This window comes from Hwanghaeella sp. LZ110 (genome assembly GCF_048892525.1).
In the GTDB taxonomy this organism is placed as follows: domain Bacteria; phylum Pseudomonadota; class Alphaproteobacteria; order UBA8366; family Aestuariispiraceae; genus Pacificispira.
In genome coordinates this window covers 235,634-254,598 of the sequence record NZ_JBLZHT010000006.1, presented here as the reverse complement: position 1 = coordinate 254,598, position 18,965 = coordinate 235,634, and the positions used below count along the sequence as shown (strand labels likewise).

Sequence of the window (18,965 nt, the reverse complement as noted above, 5' to 3'; positions counted from 1 at the left end):
TATGTAACAATCACTATCGCACGATTCGACCCAGGCCAATCGTTAATGTGCGGGTTGCACAACGGGTTACTTCAGGATCACTTCGCCATACAGATCATAGTCGTCAGCGTCCGTGATCTGAACGGTAACCAGATCGCCGGGCTGCAGGGTTTCCGCGCCGGGGCCTTCGATATGGACATTGCCGTCGATTTCCGGGGCATCGGCGGTGCTGCGGGCGGTGGTATAGCCGTCGTCGCCCTGCGCCTGATCGACCAGGACCTGCATTTCCAGGCCGATCTTTTTCTGTAATTTCGCGGCGCTGATTTCCGCCTGGGCGGCCATAAAGCGGTGCCAGCGGTCCTCTTTCACATCTTCAGGAACATGGTCCGGCAAATCATTGGCGGCGGCGCCGTCGACATTTTCGTATTTGAAACAGCCGACGCGATCCAGTTGCGCTTCTTTCAGCCAGTCCAGCAGAAAATCAAAATCCGCATCCGTCTCGCCGGGGAAGCCGACAATAAAGGTGGATCGCAGGGTGATGTCGGGACAGATCGCCCGCCAGGCATTGATCCGCGTCATGGTCTTTTCCTGATGGGCCGGGCGGCGCATCAGGTTCAGGATATTGGGGCTGGCATGTTGAAACGGGATGTCCAGATAGGGCAGGACCAATCCGTCGGCCATCAACGGCACCAATTTGTCGACATGGGGATAGGGATAGACATAGTGCAGCCGAACCCAGGCCCCCAGAGACCCCAGTTCGCGCGCCAGATCCTGAATATGGGCGCGGACTTCCTTCCCATTCCAGCGGCTGGTTTCGTGTTTTAAATCGACACCATAGGCGGATGTATCCTGGCTGATGATCAGCAGTTCTTTCACCCCGGCCTTTACCAGGCGTTCCGCCTCATACAGGACTTTTGCCGCAGGACGGCTGACCAGCTTGCCGCGCATCGACGGGATGATGCAGAATTTACAGCTGTGATTACAGCCTTCAGAGATTTTCAGATAGGCGTAATGACGCGGCGTCAGCTTGATCCCCTGGGGCGGCATCAGGTCGAATTTCGCATCCTGCAGCGGCGGCAGCACATCGTGGATGGCATTGACCACCTGTTCATATTGCTGAGGGCCGGTGACGGCCAGCACATTGGGATGCACGGCGCGGATCGCGGCCTCGTCTTTACCCATACAGCCGGTGACCACGACACGCCCGTTTTCCGACAGAGCCTCCCCAATCGCTTCCAGGGATTCCGCCTTGGCGCTGTCCAGGAAGCCGCAGGTATTGACCACGACCACATCCGCCCCTTCATAGGACGGGGATAGGTCATACCCTTCCGCCCGCAAGCTGGTCAGAATTCGTTCAGAATCCACCAGCGCCTTCGGACAGCCTAAACTGACGAAGCCGACTTTGCCCGGAGAGGTTTTCGGGCGGAGGGATGCATTGACTGTGCTCATAACGCGGGTCGTAGCCGAGATTTACCCGGCACTCAAGCCTCAGTCTTCGGGTCCTCATAGGGTTCGCGGGGTTTGCCGGCGAATTTCTGACAGATTGTATAGAAGACCGGTGTGAAGATAAGGCCAAAGATTGTAACCCCGATCATGCCGGAAAACACGGCCGTTCCCAGAACCTGACGCATCTCCGCCCCGGCCCCGGTTGCTATCACCAGGGGCGTGACCCCCAGAATGAAGGCTAAAGAGGTCATCACGATCGGGCGCAATCGGGTTTTAGCGGCTTCCACGGCGGCGTCAAAGCGGCTCATACCCTCTTCTTCGGCCTGACGGGCGAATTCTACGATCAGGATCGCGTTCTTCGCTGCCAGGGCGACCAGAACGATCAGTCCGACCTGGACTAGAATATCGTTTGAATAGCCGCGATAATTGACGCCCAACATGGCTGCTAACAGACACATAGGCACAATCAGAATTACCGCCAGGGGCAGCAGCCAGCTTTCATACTGGGCGGCCAACAGCAGGAATACGAACAGGACTGCCGCGCCAAAAACATAAATCGCTGTATTGCCGGCCTGTTTCTCCTGGTAGGCGATATCCGTCCATTGATAGGTGAAACCATCAGGCAGAACCTTATCTGCCAGGGCTTCCATCTTCACAATGGCCTCGCCCGTGGAAACGCCCGGTACGGTCGACCCCTGAACGGCGGCACCGGGGGCCAGGTTAAACCGAGGCACGCGATAGGGGCCTGTGCGGTTCTCAAACGACGCAATGGTGCCAATGGGCACCATCCCGCCATCCAGATTTCGTGTCCACAGCTTGCTGATGTCGGAAACGTCGTCGCGAAATTCTTCATCCGCCTGCAGCTTTACCCGGAATGATCGACCAAACAGGTTGATATCATTGACATATTGTGACCCAAGGAAGGTCGACAATGTGGAAAAGATGCGTTCCAGCGGCACATTCAGCATTTCCGCTTTCTGGCGATCGATATCCGCATAGATCTTGGGCGTGCTGGTGTTAAAGAAAGTGTAGACTTGCGTTAGTTGCGGATCTTGACCCGCTGCACCGGCAAGAGTCCAGGCCGCCTGTTCCAGCGCTTCTGACCCCCGTCCCTGACGATCCAGAACATATAACTTAAAGCCACCACCGGTTCCGATTCCTCGAATGGGCGGTGGTTTGACGACAAAAATCTGCGCCTCCTGAACCTGGGAGACAATGCCCCACATCTGTCCAAAGATTGCGTCCGCGGTTATGCCTTTTTCCTCCCGTTCCGCAAATGGCATCAAGGGGGTGAAAAGTACTGCCGCATTCGTTGCAGACGTAAATGTTGCCCCGTCAATGCCGGTCAGGGCGACAACATTGCCGACCCCTTCAATCGCTTTGATCTTTTCCGCAAGGGGGGTCACGATTTTATCTGTTCGATCCAAAGAGGCACCTGGTGGCCCTTGAATCACAGTGATGAAATACCCCTGGTCAATTTCGGGCACAAAGCCGGTTGGTGTCTTCATGAAGGTATCCGCGGCAACATAGATCAAGCCGCCATAGACGACCAATACGATCAAAGGCAGGCGCACCAATCGTTTCACCGCCCCGCCATAGCCGCTGGACAAGGCGTCAAAACTGCGATCAAACCCACGGAAGAAAGCATGGATCGGACGCATCAGCAGCGAGTGCTTTTCGTCCGCTTCGTGCTTGCGCAACAACATGGCCGCCAGCGCTGGCGACAATGTCAGCGAGATTATCAGTGAAATCACCGTCGAAGCGGCAATCGTGACAGCAAATTGCCGGTAAAACTGCCCGGCGATACCCGTCACGAAGGCGGTCGGAATAAACACTGCCAACAACACCAGTGAAATTGCGATCAAGGCCGTGCTGACCTCGTCCATCGTACGGTGCGCTGCCTGACGCGGCGTCATGCCTTTGCGCAGATTCCGCTCAACATTCTCCACCACGACAATGGCGTCATCGACGACAATGCCAATGGCTAATACCAATCCAAACAGCGTCAGATTGTTCAGCGAGAAACCAACAGCAGCCATGATCAGGAATGTTCCGATCAGAGAAATCGGAATGGCGACAATGGGAATAATTGCTGCGCGCCAGGTCTTCAGGAACAGGATGATGACGACCACCACCAGGGCGATGGCTTCCAAAATGGTTTGCAGCACGGCATCAACCGACTGTTGAATGAATTCAGTCGGATTGTAGACGGCGCGGTAGTCAAGACCAGGTGGAAAATCTTTTTTCAACTCTTCCAGGCGTGCCAGGACGGCATCGGATGTCTCTAGGGCATTGCTGCCTGGGCTTTGGAATACCAAAATGGCCGCTGCTTCTTTACCATCCAGATAGGAGTTGGAGGAATAGTCATAACCACTCAACTCCACCCGGGCAATATCACGCAGGCGGGTGATGCTGCCATCGTCGCCGCGCTTGACGATGATCTGTTCAAATTCCTCTGGCTTGGCCAATCGGCCTTTGGCTTCGACATTCAGGCGCAGATCAATGTTGTCTGACATCGGCTCCTGCCCGATCACGCCAGCGGCGACCTGAACATTCTGTTGCTGCAGGGAGGCAGTGACGTCATCGACGATCAGGCCCAATTCGGCCATGCGCTGCGGGTCCAGCCAGACCCGCATGGAATATTCCCGCGCGCCAAACACCCGGACGTCCCCAACGCCATCCAGACGGGCGATTTCATCCTTAACCTTCAAATAGGCGTAGTTGGAGACATAAAGATGATCCAGTGAATCGTCTGGTGACAACAAATGGGCCACCAGCATGATATCCGGTGAATTCTTGCGGGTTGTGACCCCCAGAGCGCGCACCGGCTCTGGCAGACGCGGTTCGGCGATGGCGACCCGGTTCTGCACCAGAACCTGGGCTGCATCCAGATCCGTCCCTAACGCGAATGTGACAGTGATCGTTACACCCCCATCCCCGGTCGATTGTGAATTGATGTAGAGCATATTATCAACGCCGTTGATTTCCTGCTCGATCGGGGAGGCGACGGTTTCTGCGACAGTTTCCGCGGATGCCCCGGGATAGGTGGCCGAAACCTGGATGGTGGGGGGCGCAACTTCAGGATATTGCGCAATGGGCAGGCTGAAAAAAGAAATTCCTCCCAACACCACAATGACAATGGACAAGACCGATGCAAAGATCGGGCGTTCGATAAAAAAGTGGGAAAATTTCATAACTTCACGCCTTATTGCTTATCGGTGACTACTGTAATCTCGCCATCCTGCGGGGTGACTGGTTGCCCAGGACGCGCTTTTTGCAGCCCGTTAATTATGATTTTGTCTGTTGGTTCAATGCCTGAGCGAATAATGCGCAGACCATATTCGCGGGGACCCAGAACCACGGGTTTGGACTCTACCGTCCCATCGGCTTTGACCGCCAACAGCAGTTTCTGTGCCTGATCGCTCATAATGGCGGAATCCGGCACTAAAATCGCCTTATAGCGTGGCGAGTTCGGCAGGCGCAGTCGTCCGAACAAACCGGGCGTCAAGACATCATCTGTATTGGGGACGACGGCGCGCAGACGAATCGTGCCCGTGCCTTTGTCCACGACATTGTCAACGAAATCAATTGTACCCTCGCGTGCCCAGTCAGTTTCATCGGACAGGTTCAACTGCACCTTTACTTCAGAACTCTGCCCATTCGTAACTTCTTCGGTTGCTCGCATGCGCTGGTATCCCAGATAGTCCCGCTCGCTGAGATCAAATACGAAATGCATCGGGTCCAAAGACACCACACGGGTTAGTTCTGTTGGATTCGCATCCCCCAGAACAAGGTCACCAACATCTACGTTGCTGTTTGAAATACGTCCTGTAACAGGCGACTTGACGGTAGAGAAATCCACATTCAATTGGGCGCGGGCCAGAGTGGCGCGGGCAGCGGCGACATTGGCGTCGGCGGAATCCTTTTCCTGCCGGGCGGTGTCCAGCGCCGATTCAGTCACCGTGCGCCCGCTGGTCAACTTGCTCAGCCGCGCCAGTTCCGATGCGGCAAGCTTCTGGGACGTTTCCGCCGCGATCAGATCAGCGCGCGCCCCGGCGACATCGGCCTGATAGGTACGGGGGTCGATGGTGAACAGGACCTGGCCTGCCTCGACCATCTGTCCATCATTGAAATTAATGCTATCGACATAGCCCGTCACGCGGGCGCGAATGATGACATCCTCAACCGCTTCAAAACGGCCGGTCACTTCATCAAACTCGATCAATTCCTTTACCAGTGGGGTTGCCACGGTCACGGTTGGGGGAGGTGGGGCAGCCCCTTGCTGAGCATCGGTTTGCGCATCGTCGCAACCGGATAATACAATAAGGGTCGCAATGGCTGCGATGGTGTGCTTAACGCGCATGGCGCGATCCTCCCATTTCTCAATAAAACCACGAATAGGGCCACAGATGTGTCGGCCTTTGACGCAATGCAACATATTGTTTCATCGCAGTGCAAACAATCTCCTTTCGTAAACTTTATTGTGATGTCGTGCATACATAGCCTTGCCGAATTGGAATCGCCCCCCCAAACTCGGTATTTAATCGGGTCGTTATGGGGAGCGTTTGGAATGTCGATGCATGCAGGCGATGTTGACGGTGATCAGGCGTTTCGGGCGGAAAGCCTGATCGGACGCGGTCATGATGCAACATATTCCGGGGCAACAAGTTTTTTGCGTCGGAAGTATACGCGCGACCTGGGGGCTGCGGATGTTGCTGTTGTGGGTATTCCCTTCGATCTGGCGACAACCTATCGCCCGGGCGCACGCCTTGGCCCTCGCGCCGTGCGTGCGGCATCTGTGCAATTGTCGGAGCTAAAAGCATTTCCATTCGGCTTTGATCCGTTTGACACATTGGCGGTTGCCGATTGGGGGGATGTTTATTTTGACTCCGGCTATGGCAAGGATGCGCCTGATGTCATTACAGCGGATTTCAGGGCTATCCTGGAGACAGGGACCAAAACCCTGGGCCTTGGGGGCGACCATTTTGTCACCTATCCGATCCTGCGGGCTTATGCCGAAAAATATGGCCCGATCCGGCTGATCCATTTCGATGCCCATTGCGATACCTGGCCCGATGATGGTGTGCGGCTGGACCATGGCTCGATGTTCGCCCGCGCGGCGACAGAAGGCCTGGTTATTCCGGAAAAATCGGTCCAGATCGGGCTTCGAACATGGAATGACGATGACTATGGCTATGTCGAAATGAATGCGCCCTGGATTCACAAGAATGGCGTTCAGGCTGTTATTGATCGTACATTGGCGGTGGTGGGAAGCGATGGACCTGCCTATATGACGTTTGATATTGATTGTCTGGACCCGGCCTTCGCGCCAGGCACCGGAACGCCCGTCGCAGGGGGGCTTTCCAGTGCGCAGGGGCTTGAAATTGTGCGTGGTCTGGGCGCAATCAACTGGGTTGGGGCCGATGTTGTGGAAGTCGCGCCGGCCTATGACCATGCAGAGATTACGGCGATTGCGGCGGCGACAATCGGCCATGATTGGCTGTGTTTGCTGGCTGAAAAGAAACGGGCTGAACAGAAATCAGCTTGACCGGTTGCCGGGGTGATCACTCCTGACGGCGGCTTCTATCTGGGATCGACATGAGCGTATTGAACTACAGCACTATTCTAATCGTTGAGGATCAACTGCAAATCCGGAGCCTGTTGTCTTCGGTGCTGCGGACATTTGGGGTGGGCAACATTCTGCGCGCGTCCAATGGCGCGGAAGCGATTGAATTACTACGCACCATGGCGCGGGACCCATCGGCCGCAGGTGCCGGGCGGGTGGACGCTATTCTGTCTGACTGGGTGATGCATCCTGTCGATGGGGCCATGCTGTTGCGTTGGGTACGCAAACACAAGGAATCCCCGAACCGCTTCATGCCCTTTGTCATGATCACAGCGTTTTCCGATCCGGCCCGTGTCCAGTTGGCCAGAGAGCTTGGGGTGACGGAATTTCTCAGCAAGCCATTTTCGGCGCAATCTGTCGCCGTGCATCTGATGGCGGCCCTGAAAGATAAAAGACGCTATGTCCGGATCGGCAATTTCTTTGGTCCGGATCGTCGCCGCCGTGAAACATTAAGCGCGGAAGAACGCCGTGATGCCGAAGAGTCTGATCAGGCAAAGGGCGTCACCTTCTATGATCCACCCCCGGACATGCGCCGCCGCTTTGCATCTGCTGAAATCAATGTCGAACAAATCGTCGCGATGCAGCGGGAAATGGACAGCTGGTCTGAAGATTTCCGCGACTGGACACTGGATTTCATCAAACAGATCGAAAGCGCTCTTACGGCCTGTCGTCGGTCAGACACGGCCGATCGCCGCCGTCCCTTCAACGCCATTAACTTTCTGGCCCATGAAATGCGGGGTCAGGGGGGGACATTTGGCTATCCGCTGGTGACCCAGGTTGCGCGGTCTTTGTTTGACCTGACCCTGCACAATCTGGATCGGTCCGATGCGTGTTGCGACCTGATTGAGGAACATCTGCGCATTTTGAAAGCAGTGGTCCGCGACAAGATCAAAGGCGATGGCGGCATTGTCGGGCGCGAGCTGCTGCGTGAATTGCAGCGCGCCAATGGTAAGTTCCTGCGCAATTCTTCCGGCCTGCAATATGTCAGTCGGGCGTTTCAGGAATCCAATGCCAATGCCTTAAATGAACCTGAAAAACCAAAGCAAAAGCGCCCGCCCCCCCGTAAGCATTTATTGTCTGATGACGGCGACAGTACGGATGTTGAAGTTGTCGATGCTGAAGTGTCACATCCTCATGAAACTTCCGACTAGCGGATTTTACCTCACATTCGGTCGCTGATGAGTCATTTTCAAAAATCAGAATTCTATGCCATAGTTAAGCACGTGTTTGGGAACAGCATGGATTTTGTGCTGCCTTCTCGTGCCAGAAACTGCGCGTTCCCGCGCGCTGGCGGAAACGTCGAATAGGGCCTATTGGGGGTCGATAGGTTTGGGAGAGGCAGGATGGAAGGCTATACACGAACCGGTCGCGGGGATAATGCCCGCGTTCTGATCTATTCCCACGATACTTTTGGGCTGGGCCATTTGCGCCGTTGTCGTGCCATCGCGCATCATCTGGTGGAAAAGAACAAGGATGTCACGGTCCTGATCCTGACGGGATCATCGATCATCGGCAGCTTTGATTTTCGCAGCCGCGTTGATTTTGTGCGGGTTCCGGGTGTGATCAAGCTGCGCAATGGCGACTACACCCCGCTGCAACTGCATATCGACATTGAAGATACTCTGGCGCTGCGGGAATCCATCATCCGCCACACGGCCAGCATGTTCGATCCCGACCTGTTTATCGTCGACAAGGAACCGCTGGGCCTGCGGGGAGAGGTGGAAGAGACGCTGCATGTTATGCGGGATCGGGGGGTGCCGACGGTCCTTGGGCTGCGCGATGTAATGGATGACCCGGACCTGCTGGAACCGGAATGGGAACGCAAGAATGTCATGCCCGCCCTGCAGGACCTGTTTGATGCGATCTGGGTCTATGGCCTGCCGCAGATTCATGATCCGCTGGCGGGAATCAATGTGCCTGATTCCGTGCGCCGCAAAATGACCTATACCGGGTATCTGCGGCGGGAGGTTTCCAGCGATGGCAACTTGTCCCAGCCTGCAAAGATTGACAGTCCCTATATCCTGGTCACCCCCGGCGGCGGTGGCGATGGTGAAGTGATGGTCGATTGGGTGATCCGTGCCTATGAGGTAGATCGCCAACAGCCTTATCCCGCGCTGATCGTGCTGGGTCCTTTCATGCCGTCGGAAACCCAAGCCTATTTCATCGAACGGGCAACTGTATTGGACGATGTCGAGGTCATTACCTTTGACGCCCACATGGAAAGCCTGATGTCGGAAGCGGTCGGTGTTGTTGCGATGGGCGGCTACAATACCTTCTGTGAGATTATGAGCTTTGATAAGCGTGCCTTGATTGTCCCGCGTACCGTGCCCCGGCGGGAACAGTTTATTCGGGCAAAACGGTTTCAGGAACTGAACCTGGTGTCGATGTTAAGCACGGGCGAGCAGACGGATATAAGCGCAATGATCACGGCCCTGCGCCATTTGCCGCAGCAGCCTAAACCGTCACAGGTTGTCGTGCCTGGCCTGATGGATGGATTGGAAAATGTGGATCGTCTGGCCCGCCGATGGATTGAACGGCCCAGACGTGCCCTCACTTTGGCAGAAAAAAGAGCCTAAACATCCATGAAAGGTCCTGTTGCTTTTGTTCTGAAGGGTTATCCCCGACTTTCGGAAACCTTTATCGCGCAAGAGATTTTGGGCCTGGAGCGACGTGGTTTGGATATCCGCCTGATATCGCTGCGCCACCCCACAGATACGGCGACCCATCCGGTCCATGCGGAAATTCGGGCACCTGTTTCCTATCTGCCGGAATATCTGCATTCACAGCCCTTGCGGGTCTGGCGGGGATGGCGCAAGGCGCGGAAGCTACCCGGTTACAGGGATGCCTGGGCCGCGTTTAGTGCTGATCTCAAACGGGATAGAACGCGCAATCGCCTGCGCCGCTTCGGTCAGGCCTGTGTTTTGGCAGCCGAACTGCCGCAGGATGTGGTGCGGTTGCATTTTCATTTCCTGCACACACCAGCCTCCGTCACGCGCTATGCCGCAATAATGCGTCAATTGCCCTATAGCGGGTCCGCCCATGCCAAGGATATCTGGACCTCCCCCGATTGGGAAATCCGTGAAAAGCTAGCTCAGTGTGACTGGCTGGTGACCTGCACCGCCAGCGGGGCAGAGCATTTGCGCAAACTGGCCCCATACCCGGATCGCGTCGCCCTGCAATATCATGGCATCGATTTGAACAGGTTTCCCCTGCTGGACCGAAAGCCACAATCGGTGCCGGGACCGGTTATTCTGTTGTCGGTGGGTCGTGCGGTGCCCAAAAAGGGATTTGGCGACTTACTGACCGCCCTGTCCCTGATCCCGAAAGAGCTGGATTGGCGGCTTGTCCATATCGGCGGTGGGAAATTGCTGGCATCCCTGAAGCAACAGGCGGTGGACCAGCACTTATACGACCGCATTGAATGGCGCGGGCCACAGCCCCAGACAGCCGTATTGGAAGCCTTGCGTCAGGCAGATATTTTTGTGCTGGCCAGCAAGATTGCCAAAGACGGGGATCGGGATGGCCTGCCCAATGTGTTGATGGAGGCGCAAAGTCAGGGCGTGGCGGTGGTCGCGACCGAAGTATCGGCCATTCCAGAATTGATCGAACAGCAGAAGACCGGCCTGCTGGTGCCGCCGGGAGATTCAGCGGCCCTGTCGGCGGCTTTGGAAAGGCTGATCCGGGATCAAACCCTGCGACAGACATTGGCTCAGGCTGGCGCGGAACGGGTGCGCGAGTCTTTTAATGCCGCCCATGAATTGGATATTCTGGCCCGGCGCTTTGGCTTGCAACCGGAAGACCGGCCCGATGACTGATGAGCTGCCCCTTGCAAATGTGGCCTTTTATGTCCCGCTGAAACCGCCCGGCCATGTTACCCCATCGGGCGACCGGCGCTTTGCCAGATTGCTGATGCGCGCCCTGCGGCAGGCAGGGTTTCAGGTTGATCTGGCCAGCAGTCTGCGCAGTCGCAACGCCGATGGAAATGTCACACGACAACAGCAGATTGAAGCGCGCGCGGCGCGGCTGATCCCTAAGCTTCTGGCGCGTTATGGCCAGAACCCCCCTGATATCTGGTTCACCTATCACCTGTATCACAAGGCCCCGGATTTATTGGGCCCCGCCGTCAGTCGCGCGCTGAACATCCCCTATGTGGTTGCCGAAGCCAGCGTTGCCCCTGCGAAAGGGTCTGGACCCTGGGCGCGGGGATATCGACTCAGCCTGGATGCACTCAATCAGGCGGCGCTGGTTTTACAGCCCAACCCAAAGGACTTTGCGGGGGTCGCCCCCTGTTTGCGGTCCAGTGCGGATCAGGTTGCGTTGCCACCCTTTCTGGATACAAAGCTGGAAGGCGCGCCCTTTGCCCATCGGGTTGACCATCGCGCGGCCTGGGCGGCGCGTCTGTCCCTGCCATTGGACGTGCCCTGGTTGATTGCGACGGGCATGATGCGGGAAGGGGACAAGAAACAGTCCTTCTTGGTGCTGTCTAAGGTCATGCGACAGCTTGGTCCCGCGAATTTACGCCTGATTCTGGTCGGCAATGGCCCCGCGAGAGCGGAGATTGCAGCGGCCTTTGCCGGTGATGATCGCATCTGCTTTGCAGGCATGCTGGAGGCCCGGGCATTGCGCCAGTTGAATGCCGCGTGTGATCTGTATGTGTGGCCCGCTGTGGGGGAGGCGTTCGGCATGGCCCCGCTGGAAGCACAGGCTGCGGGTTTGCCGGTGGTGATGGGGGATCGTCCAGGGGTGCGCGCAATGGTGCGGGACGGGGAAACAGGATTGCTGACCCCGGAAGGCGACGCACTGGCTTTGGCAAGTGCGGTCGAAACACTGTTGGCGGACCCGATACGACGGGGGGAAATGGTGTTTGCAGCGCGCGCCCATATACAGGCGCAGCATGATATATCCAGCGCCGCGCGGATGTTGCATAACACCCTGACTCCCTTGATTCAGGGGCGCTGACCATGACAATACACCTTGCCCTGATCCGCCATGGCCCGACCGACTGGAACACGGAAAAAAGATTGCAGGGCCGCATCGATACCCATCTGAGCCTGGCAGGGCGGGCGCGTGTGTCTGGATATAGAGTGCCGCCTGCGATGATGTCATTTCAACGGTATTGCAGCCCGATGGCGCGCGCCCAGCAAACCGCCCAGATTGTTTTTGGTGATGGCCCATGGGCCACCGCGCCGGAACTGACTGAAATCAGCTATGGGGAATGGGAAGGGCGCATTCTGTCCGATCTGCGTCAGGAATTGGGGGAGGAGATGCGCCTGAATGAGGCACGGGGACTGGATTTCTGTGCCCCTGGTGGGGAGAGCCCCCGCATGGTTCAGGCCCGCCTTGCCCCCTTGCTGCAACGCTGGGTCCAGGCGGGAGAGGACGTGCTGGCGATCACCCATAAGGGGGTTATCCGGGCGATTTATGCCTGGGCGGCGGGATGGGATATGACCGGTAAAATTCCGGACAAATTACGCTGGGATGCGGTTCATCTGTTCACCTTGGATGCCAAGGGCATACCCCATGTTTTGCAGTTGAATGCCCCGTTGGGCGCAACCACACAGGGGGGATCATGAACGATAAGCCCCGGCTGCTGTTTCATGTGCAACATATGTTGGGTATTGGGCATCGCATTCGCGCTGAGCGGATCGCCTTGGCCTGTGTTGATGTTGGATTTGATGTCACCTTGATGGAGGGGGGCGTTCCCGCCCTGGAATGTGACACGCCCCCAGGTTTGACGCGGGTGCAATTGCCCTCGGCACGGTCGGCGGATGCGGCGTTTTCCGCCGTGGTTGATGCGGATACGGGTCAGGTCGTTGATGATGCCTGGCGGGCGCGGCGGTTGGCGGCCAGCCTGGCGGCGCTTGAAACCAGCCAGCCCGATATCTTGCTGGTGGAAGGTTTTCCCTTCGCGCGACGCGCCTTTCGGTTTGAATTGGTCCCACTGGTTCAGCAGGCCCGGACAATGGGCGCGCGAACCGTCGTATCGGTGCGGGATATCCTGGTGGCGCGATCCGATCTTTCAAAAGTCGCCCAGATTGCGGAATTAACCCGGTTGCTTTTTGACACGGTTTTGGTGCACGGGGATCCGGGCTTTGCACAACTGGTCGACAGCTTCCCGGCGGCGGCTGTTGTTGCAGATCGGCTGATCTATACCGGCATCGTTTCTCCCCCACCCCCGATGCCAATTTCAGATCGTCCCAATCTTGAGCAAGCGGGGGAGGTTATCGTTTCCTGTGGCGGGGGGGCAGTGGGCGGGGCCTTAATCCGGGCGGCGGTGGCGGCGCGACCCCTGTCGCGTCTGGCAGATCGGACATGGCGCATATTAATCGGTCCCAATCTGCCGCCAGAGGATCGGGCGGTTCTGGATGTGCTGCCAAATGGGATTATAGTGGAAGCGGCGCGCCACGATTTCACATCCCTGTTGGCCGGGGCTTCCCTGTCGATCAGTCAGGCCGGGTATAACACGGTTGCGGATCTGGCGGTGACGGGCTGTCCATCAGTGCTGGTTCCCTTTGCCGGGCCAGGGGGTAAGGAAACCGAACAGCCCATGCGCGCGGCTCTGTTGGCGGCTGCTGGGCGGGTGATCTGTCTGCCGGAACAGGACCTGACGCCCGGCAGATTGGCACAGGCAGTGGACCGGGCGTTGGCCCTGCCCAGACCAAGCCAGTCCCCCTATCGCCTGCAGGGGGCCACACAATCCGCCGCAGCCTTGATGGATCTGCTTGGGGGAGAGGGACGATGACGGGTTGGGATGCCTTGCGTCAGGAATTGGATCTATGGCACCGCACCGGGGTTCAGGCCCGGCTGTGGTGGCGGGATGATGATGCCCGCGCGGCAACGGTGGAATTGGATCACTTGTTGACCGTCGCCCAGGACCTTCCCCTGGCATTGGCAGTTATTCCGGTTGGGCTGGACCCATCGCTGATCGCCAGGATGCAGGGGATGAACAGGGTTTCAATTCTGCCCCATGGCTATGCCCATACCAATCATGAACCGGCAGATCGCAAAAAGGCTGAATTCGGGGCCGGTCGGGATATCACCCAGGCCGTATCGGAACTGCGCCGGTCCCTGGCGTTGTTACAGGATGCGTTTGGGGATCAGGTCTTCCCCTTATTCGTGCCGCCCTGGAACCGCATCGCACCCAAGATTGCCGACTGTGTTGCCGATGCCGGGCTGAAGGGTGTTTCCACCTTCACAGACCGGTCGCCCAATCGCAGGGTGCCGGGTCTGAACACGCATGTTGATATCCTGGACTGGAAGGCCAAGAAAAAGATTGGTCACGCCCGGTTTCTGGGGGAGGAGGCCGTGCTGGCCGATCTTGTCGGCGCCTTGGCAAGGCGGCGGATCGCGACGCCTGACACCGATGCGACAGAAGCGGTTGGACTGTTGACCCATCACCTGGAGCATGATCAGGACAGTTGGGATTTTCTGGCGCGCCTGGTTCAGTTTGTCGATGAGCATTCAGGCGTTGGATGGATTTCCGCCCCTCAGGGCCTTTGAGGAAATAGTGATATGATCAGATTGTATTATCTGAAAACGCCGTTGCTGTGGGACCTTTTACGCGGGTTTCTGGGACTGGCGGTCACCCTGCTTCCGCTGATTCTGCTGGATAGAATTCTTTCAGCGATCATTGTTATTCTGGCGGCAATTGCAGGGCTGTTTGTTATATTTATTGTCAGAACCGCCCTTCGCCACAAAACGGAAATCCAACTGTCGCAAGATGAAATCAGGGTCGCCACCCCGATAGGCAGCAAGGAAATTGCCTGGTTGGAGCTGACGGGGGTCACCTTGTCCTATTTCTCCACGTCGCGATCCGGGTCCGGCAATGGGGTCATGACGCTTAAATTATCTGATGGGACCACGGTAATTCGGATCGACTCTAACCTGAATAGCTTTGATACTGTGGTGAAACAGGTTGCGCGGGTCTGTTCGAAAGTCCCCGTTGCGGTTAGTCCAACGACAGTGCACAATTTTGATGCATTGGGGGCGCCCATCGCGGGGGATGATCCCCCGGATGCGGGTTAAGAACAAAGACTATCAGGGGGACGCGGAAGCGCTATGGTCGGGGATTTGTTGACAGTAGAAGATCTTCGCATCGGCTTTCGCATGATGGAAGGATCGGTCGAGGCGGTTAAGGGCGTTTCCTTTCGCGTGCCACCCGGTGGTACCGTGGCGCTGGTCGGGGAATCCGGATCGGGGAAATCTGTAATCAGCCAGGCGATTATGGGGATTTTGCCCAAGGCGGCAGACATCACCGGCGGGTCGATTGTGTTCAATGATCCCCGCGTCGAAAATTCCAGCGTCGATATCGCCAAACTGGATCGCGATGGCGCGGCGATGCGCAGCATCCGCGGCGGGCGCATTTCAATCATCTTCCAGGAACCGATGACGGCTCTGTCCCCCCTGCACACGGTCGGCAATCAGATTGGGGAAGCGGTGGAACTGCACCGCAATTGCAGCGCTGCTGAGGTTCAGGACCTGTCGCGCGATATGCTGCGAATGGTCGGCTTTCCCGATCCGGACCGTGCCTTGCGGACCTATCCGTTTGAACTGTCGGGCGGGTTGCGCCAGCGGGCGATGATCGCGATGGCGCTGGTCTGTCATCCGTCCCTGCTGATCGCAGACGAGCCGACGACCGCGCTGGATGTCACAATCCAGGCGCAAATCCTGAAATTGATGCGCGATTTGCAAAAAGAATTGGGCATGGCGGTTCTGATGATCACCCATGATCTGGGTGTCGTTGCCAATATGGCCGAAGAAATCGTCGTCATGTATCACGGACAGGTCATGGAATATGGCACGCTGGATCATATCTTCCGCGACCCACAACATCCCTATCTGAAGGCGTTGTTGCATGCGGTGCCGCGGTTCAACATGAAACCGGGCGAACGACTGATCCCGATCCGGGAGATTGAAACGAAATCGACCGCCCTGCATGAAGATCGCCCCGCGCGTCCCGTTGCCGATCCTGTAAAACCAATCCTGTCTGTGGCGGGGATCACAAAGACGTTTTCGATCCGCAAAGGGGGCTTGATTGGCACGTCAACGCCAGTGCGCGCGGTGGATGATGTCAGCTTCACGGTCAATCGCGGAGAATGCCTGGGACTGGTCGGGGAAAGCGGCTGTGGCAAGACCACGCTGTCGAAGATCATGATGCGCGCGTTAAGCCCGGATAATGGCGCGATATCTTATTATGATGGCAAGAGCGATATCGACCTGCTGAAACTGGAAGGCGACGCCTTGTTCAAGTTCCGCCGCACCATGCAGTTCATGTTCCAGGACCCGTTTTCGTCCCTCAATCCCCGTATGACGGTATTGGATATCCTGACTGAGCCGTTGACCATTCACGGGATCGGGACGATTGAAGAACGCCGACGCAAGGCCGCAACCTTGATGGATCTGGTGGGTCTGGATATGCGGCATTTAAAGCGCTATCCCCACAGCTTCTCTGGTGGGCAGCGTCAACGGATTGGCATTGCCCGCGCCTTGGCGCTGAATCCTGAAATCCTGATTTGTGATGAACCGGTTTCCGCCCTGGATGTATCAATCCAGGCACAGATTCTAAATCTGTTGAAGGATTTGCAGCGGGATCTGGGTCTGACCTATATCTTTATCAGCCACAATCTGGCCGTGGTGGATTACATCGCCGACCGTATTGCTGTGATGTGTCGCGGGCGGCTGGTGGAAATCGCGCCCCGGGACCTGTTGTTCAAAAACCCAGTGCATCCCTATACTCAGGGCCTGTTGCGGGCGGTACCGGAACCCAATCCAGACCGCCCGCTGAATTTCGCACAATTGATGGATGACAAGGCCTCTAACCCTGCCTTGTGGCCAGCGCCCTTTACCGATGATGCGGATCACCGCCCGGTATTTCATGATTTGGGGGGCGGGCATTTCGTTCGGGCGCTGGACGGTGCCGCGCTGCAAAGGAGTGCCGCATAATGACGGGCAAGGTATCCGTTTTCCTCTCAACCGCCCTGACCCTGTTCTTATCTGTGCCGCCAGCACAGGCGATGGAGTATGTCGGTCCGCCCATCCTGGAGGACAAGGTTACCGTGGGGCTGTTGCCGCCGGTTGAACAGCGTTTGCCCGCTGTGCCCTTTGTGGCGGATCTGGAATCGCGTGGTCAGGTGCCCGGTCGTCAGGGCGGCTCGCTGACCATGTTGATGAAATCCGCTAAAGATACGCGGCAGATGTATGTCTATGGCTATGCCCGATTGGTGAAATACGATCTGGATTTCAATCTGGTGCCCGACATTCTGGAATCCTATGAGGAAACCGATGGTGGGCGGACCTTTACGCTGCATTTGCGGCCCGGACATAAATGGTCCGATGGTGCGCCGTTCACCACAGCAGACTTCCTGTATTTCTGGGAAGATATGGCACTGAACGAGGATCTGTATGCCAGCGGACCGCCGACCTATCTACAGGTTATGGGCCAACCGGCGCAGGTTGAGGCGCTGGACGAGACGACGATCCGCTATCACTTTCCAATGCCGAACCCGGATTTCCTGCCAGGATTGGCACAGGCGATCCCGAACCAGATTTATGCCCCGAAACATTACCTGAGCCAGTTTCACCCGAATTATCAACCGCTGGCGGAATTGACCACGGCGGCGGAAGAGGCGGGTCAGCGCAACTGGGCGGCGGTTCATATCAAGAATGGCCGATATTATCGATACGAAAAGGTGGACCTGCCAACCCTGCAGCCCTGGGTCGTTCAGAACGAGGCCCCGGCGGATCGCTTCATTTTTACCCGCAATCCGTATTATTACAAAGTCGACAGCAACGGTTTGCAATTGCCCTATATCGACGAGGTTATCTTCAACGTCACCGAAGAGAAGCTGATTTCCGGTAAGGCGGCGACAGGGGATGTGGATTTACAGGCCCGTTATCTGCGGTTTGATGATGTCACATTGCTGAAGCGGAACGAGGCCAGCCATGACTATGACACCTATCTGTGGCGCATTGCTAAAGGTGCGCATCAGGCGATCCTGCCCAATCTGACCGTCAAGGATCCGGTATTCCGGGAATTGATCCGTGATGTCCGGTTCCGGCGCGCGTTGTCTTTGGGAATCAATCGGCATGAAATCAATCGCGTGATCTATTTCGGGCTTGCCGTGGAAGGGCAGAATACAATGCTGCCGCAAAGCCCCCTATACAGGCAAGAATATCGCAGCGAATGGGCCCAGTTTGATTTGAAGCAGGCCAATGCCCTGTTGGATCAGATGGGGCTTAAACGCAATTGGGAAGGCGCCCGTCTGGGCCCGGATGGCAAGCCGATTGAAATCATCGTGGAAACGTCAGGATCCACCGAACAGGCCGATATTCTGGAACTGATCACCGACAGCTGGTGGGAATTGGGGATCAAGATTTTCACCAAGCCGCTGAGCAAAGAAACCTTGCAGCGCCGGATCTTTTCCGGGCAGACCCAGATGACGATGGATTCCGGGTTCGAAAACGGTTTGGCAACGGCTGATATGGCCCCAAATGATCTGGCTCCGGTTACCCAGGCGCAATATCAGTGGTCAGAATGGGGCGAATATTTTGAAACCAATCAAAATGGTGGCAATGCCCCCGATATGGAAATCGGCGTCACGCTGATGGACCTGCGCCAGCAATGGTATCTGGCGGAAACGAAAGCGCAGCGGACAAAAATCTGGCATGAAATGCTGCAACTTCACGCGGATCAATTGCCAACCATCGGGCTGGTTGCCGGTGTGCTGCAGCCCGTCGTGGTGGCGAAAGGCTTGCGCAATATTCCGGTCGAAGGTTTGTGGAATTGGGACCCGGGCGCACATTTTGGGTTATACGGGATGGATTATTTTTTCTGGGACAAGGACTCCCTAACCGCCCAGGCGGCGGAATAGGCGTGGTGATGTCGATTTAAAACAGACAGGTCCCGGTCGCGGGC

General features: G+C 56.8%; 14 protein-coding genes. 11 read left to right on the top strand and 3 right to left on the bottom strand.

Features of this window, described 5'->3' with window-relative positions; translation table 11 throughout:
* Positions 1-66: 66 nt before the first annotated feature.
* From rimO to ACOSDM_RS14325, 3 genes are read right to left on the bottom strand one after another with little or no spacing between them, the layout of a single operon-like run.
* Entirely contained in the window at positions 67-1,428 is a 1,362-nt protein-coding gene (rimO, locus tag ACOSDM_RS14335) for a 30S ribosomal protein S12 methylthiotransferase RimO (protein WP_420725219.1), read from the bottom strand.
* Between the two features lie 32 nt (positions 1,429-1,460).
* Positions 1,461-4,619: an efflux RND transporter permease subunit gene (locus tag ACOSDM_RS14330; protein ID WP_420725218.1), complete on the bottom strand. Its 3,159-nt coding sequence runs from the start codon at positions 4,617-4,619 to the stop codon at positions 1,461-1,463.
* Between the two features lie 11 nt (positions 4,620-4,630).
* The gene (locus ACOSDM_RS14325) at positions 4,631-5,788 is read right to left on the bottom strand and encodes an efflux RND transporter periplasmic adaptor subunit (protein ID WP_420725217.1); all 1,158 of its coding nucleotides are present in this window, start codon (positions 5,786-5,788) and stop codon (positions 4,631-4,633) included.
* 207 nt (positions 5,789-5,995) lie between these two features.
* On the opposite strand from ACOSDM_RS14325, the gene speB reads away from it, so the two are divergent.
* The 11 genes from speB (at position 5,996) to ACOSDM_RS14270 (ending at position 18,921) form a co-directional block, all read left to right on the top strand.
* The gene (gene speB, locus ACOSDM_RS14320) at positions 5,996-6,973 is read left to right on the top strand and encodes an agmatinase (protein ID WP_420725216.1); all 978 of its coding nucleotides are present in this window, start codon (positions 5,996-5,998) and stop codon (positions 6,971-6,973) included.
* Between the two features lie 50 nt (positions 6,974-7,023).
* Positions 7,024-8,202 carry a response regulator gene (locus tag ACOSDM_RS14315; RefSeq protein WP_420725215.1) on the top strand — a complete coding sequence of 393 codons (1,179 nt, stop codon included), beginning with the start codon at positions 7,024-7,026 and terminating at the stop codon, positions 8,200-8,202.
* Between the two features lie 192 nt (positions 8,203-8,394).
* Positions 8,395-9,627: a glycosyltransferase family protein gene (locus ACOSDM_RS14310; RefSeq protein ID WP_420725214.1), complete on the top strand. Its 1,233-nt coding sequence runs from the start codon at positions 8,395-8,397 to the stop codon at positions 9,625-9,627.
* Between the two features lie 6 nt (positions 9,628-9,633).
* On the top strand, positions 9,634-10,866 hold the full coding sequence (locus tag ACOSDM_RS14305; protein ID WP_420725213.1) for a glycosyltransferase family 4 protein: 1,233 nt from the start codon (positions 9,634-9,636) through the stop codon (positions 10,864-10,866).
* Positions 10,859-12,010, top strand: coding sequence for a glycosyltransferase family 4 protein (locus ACOSDM_RS14300; protein ID WP_420725212.1), 1,152 nt, complete (start codon positions 10,859-10,861; stop codon positions 12,008-12,010). Before ACOSDM_RS14305 ends, ACOSDM_RS14300 begins: the two co-directional genes overlap by 8 nt.
* A gap of 2 nt (positions 12,011-12,012) precedes the next feature.
* Positions 12,013-12,624, top strand: a complete 612-nt coding sequence (locus ACOSDM_RS14295; protein ID WP_420725211.1) for a histidine phosphatase family protein — start codon at positions 12,013-12,015, stop codon at positions 12,622-12,624.
* Entirely contained in the window at positions 12,621-13,793 is a 1,173-nt protein-coding gene (locus ACOSDM_RS14290; protein ID WP_420725210.1) for a glycosyltransferase family protein, read from the top strand. The genes ACOSDM_RS14295 and ACOSDM_RS14290 overlap by 4 nt, the downstream gene beginning before the upstream one ends.
* On the top strand, positions 13,790-14,551 hold the full coding sequence (locus tag ACOSDM_RS14285; RefSeq protein WP_420725209.1) for a hypothetical protein: 762 nt from the start codon (positions 13,790-13,792) through the stop codon (positions 14,549-14,551). Before ACOSDM_RS14290 ends, ACOSDM_RS14285 begins: the two co-directional genes overlap by 4 nt.
* 12 nt (positions 14,552-14,563) lie before the next feature.
* Positions 14,564-15,076: a hypothetical protein gene (locus ACOSDM_RS14280; protein ID WP_420725208.1), complete on the top strand. Its 513-nt coding sequence runs from the start codon at positions 14,564-14,566 to the stop codon at positions 15,074-15,076.
* Between the two features lie 33 nt (positions 15,077-15,109).
* Entirely contained in the window at positions 15,110-16,993 is a 1,884-nt protein-coding gene (locus ACOSDM_RS14275; RefSeq protein ID WP_420725207.1) for an ABC transporter ATP-binding protein, read from the top strand.
* Positions 16,993-18,921, top strand: coding sequence for an ABC transporter substrate-binding protein (locus ACOSDM_RS14270; RefSeq protein ID WP_420725206.1), 1,929 nt, complete (start codon positions 16,993-16,995; stop codon positions 18,919-18,921). The genes ACOSDM_RS14275 and ACOSDM_RS14270 overlap by 1 nt, the downstream gene beginning before the upstream one ends.
* The last annotated feature ends 44 nt before the right edge of the window (positions 18,922-18,965 follow it).

What these genes read in the sequence shown, in the direction of transcription:
- ACOSDM_RS14275 (WP_420725207.1), top strand. Translation starts at nt 15,110, where the DNA reads ATGGTCGGGGATTTGTTGACAGTAGAAGATCTTCGCATCGGCTTTCGC.
- rimO (WP_420725219.1), bottom strand. Translation starts at nt 1,428, where the DNA reads ATGAGCACAGTCAATGCATCCCTCCGCCCGAAAACCTCTCCGGGCAAA.
- ACOSDM_RS14295 (WP_420725211.1), top strand. Translation starts at nt 12,013, where the DNA reads ATGACAATACACCTTGCCCTGATCCGCCATGGCCCGACCGACTGGAAC.
- ACOSDM_RS14310 (WP_420725214.1), top strand. Translation starts at nt 8,395, where the DNA reads ATGGAAGGCTATACACGAACCGGTCGCGGGGATAATGCCCGCGTTCTG.
- ACOSDM_RS14315 (WP_420725215.1), top strand. Translation starts at nt 7,024, where the DNA reads ATGAGCGTATTGAACTACAGCACTATTCTAATCGTTGAGGATCAACTG.
- ACOSDM_RS14270 (WP_420725206.1), top strand. Translation starts at nt 16,993, where the DNA reads ATGACGGGCAAGGTATCCGTTTTCCTCTCAACCGCCCTGACCCTGTTC.
- ACOSDM_RS14290 (WP_420725210.1), top strand. Translation starts at nt 12,621, where the DNA reads ATGAACGATAAGCCCCGGCTGCTGTTTCATGTGCAACATATGTTGGGT.
- ACOSDM_RS14305 (WP_420725213.1), top strand. Translation starts at nt 9,634, where the DNA reads ATGAAAGGTCCTGTTGCTTTTGTTCTGAAGGGTTATCCCCGACTTTCG.
- ACOSDM_RS14330 (WP_420725218.1), bottom strand. Translation starts at nt 4,619, where the DNA reads ATGAAATTTTCCCACTTTTTTATCGAACGCCCGATCTTTGCATCGGTC.
- ACOSDM_RS14280 (WP_420725208.1), top strand. Translation starts at nt 14,564, where the DNA reads ATGATCAGATTGTATTATCTGAAAACGCCGTTGCTGTGGGACCTTTTA.
- ACOSDM_RS14325 (WP_420725217.1), bottom strand. Translation starts at nt 5,788, where the DNA reads ATGCGCGTTAAGCACACCATCGCAGCCATTGCGACCCTTATTGTATTA.
- speB (WP_420725216.1), top strand. Translation starts at nt 5,996, where the DNA reads ATGTCGATGCATGCAGGCGATGTTGACGGTGATCAGGCGTTTCGGGCG.
- ACOSDM_RS14300 (WP_420725212.1), top strand. Translation starts at nt 10,859, where the DNA reads ATGACTGATGAGCTGCCCCTTGCAAATGTGGCCTTTTATGTCCCGCTG.
- ACOSDM_RS14285 (WP_420725209.1), top strand. Translation starts at nt 13,790, where the DNA reads ATGACGGGTTGGGATGCCTTGCGTCAGGAATTGGATCTATGGCACCGC.